This window comes from Gluconacetobacter sp. (genome assembly GCF_047721585.1).
Classification (GTDB): Bacteria; Pseudomonadota; Alphaproteobacteria; order Acetobacterales; family Acetobacteraceae; genus Gluconacetobacter; species Gluconacetobacter dulcium.
The window spans coordinates 1-4,017 of the sequence record NZ_JBDNXE010000210.1; the positions used below are offsets into that span (position 1 = coordinate 1).

The window sequence follows — 4,017 nt, forward strand, 5'->3', positions numbered from 1 at the left end:
GAAAACCTGACCGGAAACGGGCGCTGGCGGCGATCCGACGCGCGTTTCCTGCGCTTCGGTGCTCACGGCCATCAAGGCCGCTCCGCTCCGATGCTCGGAAACACACGACGGGCGCGGCCCTGCGGGCCGCTCTCACTCGCCAGCCCCCGTTTCCGGTCAGGTTTTACGGACTGGGGATCGTAGCCAAGGGATTATCGGGTCATGTCGGATAACAGTTTCGGGCATCTGTTTCGGGTGACGACCTGGGGGGAGAGTCATGGGCCGGCCATTGGCTGCGTGGTCGATGGCTGCCCGCCGCGCATTGCGCTGTCCGAGGCCGATATCCAGCCCTGGCTGGACCAGCGGCGGCCCGGCCAGTCGAAATTCACCACCCAGCGGCAGGAACCCGATAGCGTCGAGATCCTGTCCGGCGTGTTTGAGGGGAAGACGACCGGCACCCCGATCTCGCTGCTGATCCGCAATGTGGACCAGCGGTCGCGCGATTACGGCGATATCGCCGAACGCTATCGGCCGGGCCATGCCGATGTGGCCTATGACCTGAAATACGGGATTCGCGATTATCGCGGCGGCGGGCGGTCCTCGGCCCGCGAGACGGCGATGCGGGTGGCGGCGGGTGCGGTCGCGCGGCGGGTGCTGGGCGCGGGCGTGCGGATTCGGGGCGCGCTGGTGCAGGTCGGCACCCATGCCGTCGATCGGGCGCGCTGGGACTGGGACGCGGTGGGGGACAATCCATTCTTCTGTCCCGACCCGCAGATGGTGCCGGTGTGGGAAGAGTATCTGGGCGCCGTGCGCAAGGCCGGGTCGTCGGTCGGCGCGGTGGTCGAGATCGTGGCCGAAGGGGTGCCGCCGGGGCTGGGGGCGCCGATCTACGGCAAGCTGGATTCCGATCTGGCGATGGCGCTGATGAGCATCAATGCCGTGAAGGGGGTCGAGATCGGCGACGGGTTCGCCGCCGCCGCGCTGACCGGTGAGGAAAACGCCGACCCGATGCGGATGGAAGACGGGCGACTGGTCTTCGGCGCCAATCATGCAGGCGGTGTGCTGGGCGGGATTTCGACCGGCCAGCCGCTGGTGGCGCGGTTTGCGGTGAAGCCGACCAGCTCGATTCTGACACCCGTGCCGTCGGTGACGCGGAGCGGGGAAAATGTGGCGGTTTCGACGCGCGGGCGGCATGATCCGTGCGTGGGAATCCGGGCCGTGCCGGTGGGCGAGGCGATGATGGCGTGCGTGCTCGCCGACCATCTTCTACGCCATCGCGGTCAGACGGGGCACGATCCGCGCCCCGCCTGACGGGCAAGAGGGTCAGGCTTTCAGCGTCGCTTCCAGCGTGATTTCGGCCTTGAGCAGCTTGGAGATCGGGCAGCCGGCCTTGGCCTTGGCGGCGAGTTCCTGGAACTGCTCTTCGGTGATGCCGGGGATGGTGGCCGTCAGCGTCAGGTGGGCGGCGGTGACGGCGAAGCCTTCGGCCTGCTTTTCCAGCGAGATGACCGATTTCGTGTCCAGCGCGGTGGCGGTGAGGCCGGCGCCGCCGAGGATGCCCGAGAGGGCCATGGCGAAGCAGGCGGCGTGCGAGGCGCCGATCAGTTCCTCGGGGTTGGTGCCGGCGACGCCCTCGAAGCGGGTGTTGAAGCCGTAGGGCTGGGCGGACAGGGCGCCGCTTTCGGTCGAGACGGTGCCTTTGCCCTCCTTGATGCTGCCTTCCCAGTGGGCGGTGCCGAATTTCTTGATGGTCATGGCGTCGGTTCCTTCGATGGTTGGCCGCGTGCCCGACCTTAACGCGGCATCGTGCGGGAGGGACCCGTGCGGCCGCGCACGATCCTGTGAGAGGGGGCGTGGTGCGGGTGCGGTGCAGGCGCCTGTTGCGTGTGGCGGGCGCTGGTGCCATAGGACGACCGGACCGTGACAGGGATATTGCCCGCTTCCCGCAATCGCTCATGACGGAATGCCTGCCCGCGCAATGGACCAGACAACGCCCGCCCATATCGAACATGCGCATATGCTGTTTCCCGAGGGGATGCAGCTTGAGTGCGGCTTTCTGCTGGCGCCGGTCCGGGTTGCCTATCGGACCTATGGCACGCTGTCGGCGGCGCGCGACAATGCGATCGTGGTCTGTCATGCGCTGACAGGCGACCAGTATCTGGCGGAGACCCATCCGCTGACCGGCAAGCCGGGATGGTGGGGCCGCATGGTCGGGCCGGGGCTGCCGATCGATACCGACCGGTTCTTCGTGATCTGCATGAATGTGCTCGGCGGCTGCATGGGCTCGACCGGGCCGCGCGATCCGCGCCCCGACATGCCGGGCGAGCCGTGGGGCACCGATTTTCCGCCGATCACCATCCGCGACATGGTGCGGGCGCAGAAGCTGGTGGTCGACGCGCTGGGGATCGGCCGGCTGTTTGCCGTGGTCGGTGGCTCGATGGGCGGGATGCAGGTGCTGGAATGGGCCGCGACCTTTCCCGAGATGGTCTTCGCCGCGATGCCCATCGCGACCTCGCCCTTTCATTCGGCGCAGAACATCGCCTTCAACGAGGTGAGCCGGCAGGCGATCTTCGCCGACCCCGAATGGCATGGCGGGCGCTACTGGGAGCAGGGGGCGATACCGGCGCGCGGGCTGGCGGTGGCGCGGATGATGGCGCACATCACCTATCTGTCCGAAGAGGCGCTGACGCGGAAATTCGGCCGCCGGGTGCGGCGCGACCCGTACAACCAGGCGGGGGCGATGTCGCTGTTCGGCGAGATCTTCGAGGTGGAGAGCTATCTGCGCCACCAGGGGTCGTCGTTCGTGCGGCGGTTCGATGCCAATTCCTATCTGACCATCACCCGTGCCATGGATTATTTCGACCTCGGCGCCGAGCATGACGGGGACCCGTCGCGGCCCTTCCATGGCACGCGCACGCGCTTCTGCATCGTTTCGTTCACCTCCGACTGGCTATTTCCGACCTCGCAGGCGCGGGTGCTGGCGCGGGCGCTGAACCGGGCGGCGGCCAACGTGTCGTTCGTCGAGATCGACAGCGACAAGGGGCATGATGCGTTTCTGCTCGACGAGCCGGATTTCGACCGGACGGTGCGCGGTTTCCTCTCCGGCGCCGCCGAACATGCACGGATCGGCTGACCCATGCGCCTAGACCAGCGGCTGATCGCCGACATGATCCGTCCCGGCACGCGGGTGCTCGACATCGGCAGCGGTGACGGGACGTTGCTGGATTATCTGTTCCGCACCCGTGGCTGCGATGCGCGGGGGATCGAGATCGACATGCGCGAGGTCACGCGCTCGGTCGCGCACGGGCTGCCGGTGATGCATGGCGATGCCGACCACGATCTGGCGCATTATCCCGACGAAGCCTTCGATTACGTGGTGTTGCAGCGCACCTTGCAGGCGGTCGAGCGGCCGCGCGAGGTGCTGCGCCAGATGCTGCGGATCGGGCGGCATGCCATCGTCTCGTTTCCCAATTTCGGCCACTGGCAGTTGCGGCTGAAGCTGCTGACCAGCGGGCGCATGCCGATGACCGCCGTGTGGCATACGCCGTGGTACCAGACGCCCAACATTCACCCCTGCACCATCCTCGACTTCCTGATGCTGTGCCGGGAAGAGGGCTATGTGGTCGAGCAGTGGATGGCGGTGGACGAGGATGGCGAGCGCGCGCCCTGGCGCCGCTCCATCCGGCTGGCCAATCTGTTCGGCGAGCAGGCGCTGTTCCTGCTGCGGCGGCGGGGACGCTGAAATGATGCGGCGGGACGGGACGGGCCGCTCGTGACGGTCCGCACGCTTCTGGTCGGGATCGACGGGGGTGGGACGCGGACGCGCCTGCGACTGGCGACGCCCGAGGGCACGGTACTGGCCGATGGCGACGGCGGCCCGGCCAATATCGCCCTCGATGCCGGGCCGGCGCGGGAGTCGATCCGGCAGGCGCTGGACCTGGCGCTGTCGCGCGTCGGACTGCTGGGGGCGGACTGTCGGCTGATCGCGGTTGCCGGGCTGGCGGGGGCGGAAGCGACCGGGGCGGTGGCGCGCTTCAA

The 4,017-nt window shown here is 68.0% G+C and carries 5 protein-coding genes; 4 read left to right on the plus strand and 1 reads right to left on the minus strand.

The features are described from left to right. The first annotated feature begins 201 nt into the window (after positions 1–201). On the plus strand, positions 202–1,290 hold the full coding sequence (aroC, locus tag ABF821_RS20205) for a chorismate synthase (RefSeq protein ID WP_415531376.1): 1,089 nt from the start codon (positions 202–204) through the stop codon (positions 1,288–1,290). 12 nt (positions 1,291–1,302) lie between these two features. On the opposite strand, the gene ABF821_RS20210 is transcribed toward aroC, so the two are convergent. Beyond that, positions 1,303–1,734 carry an OsmC family protein gene (locus ABF821_RS20210; RefSeq protein WP_182975502.1) on the minus strand — a complete coding sequence of 144 codons (432 nt, stop codon included), beginning with the start codon at positions 1,732–1,734 and terminating at the stop codon, positions 1,303–1,305. Between the two features lie 223 nt (positions 1,735–1,957). On the opposite strand from ABF821_RS20210, the gene metX reads away from it, so the two are divergent. The 3 genes from metX to ABF821_RS20225 all read left to right on the plus strand — a co-directional run. Further along, positions 1,958–3,112 carry a homoserine O-acetyltransferase MetX gene (gene metX / locus ABF821_RS20215; protein ID WP_415531377.1) on the plus strand — a complete coding sequence of 385 codons (1,155 nt, stop codon included), beginning with the start codon at positions 1,958–1,960 and terminating at the stop codon, positions 3,110–3,112. 3 nt (positions 3,113–3,115) lie between these two features. Continuing rightward, a complete protein-coding gene (gene metW / locus ABF821_RS20220; RefSeq protein WP_182975504.1) occupies positions 3,116–3,721 on the plus strand; it encodes a methionine biosynthesis protein MetW in 606 nt (201 codons plus the stop codon). 30 nt (positions 3,722–3,751) lie between these two features. Beyond that, a partial coding sequence (locus ABF821_RS20225) for a BadF/BadG/BcrA/BcrD ATPase family protein (protein WP_415531378.1) occupies positions 3,752–4,017 on the plus strand: 266 nt, incomplete at its 3' end.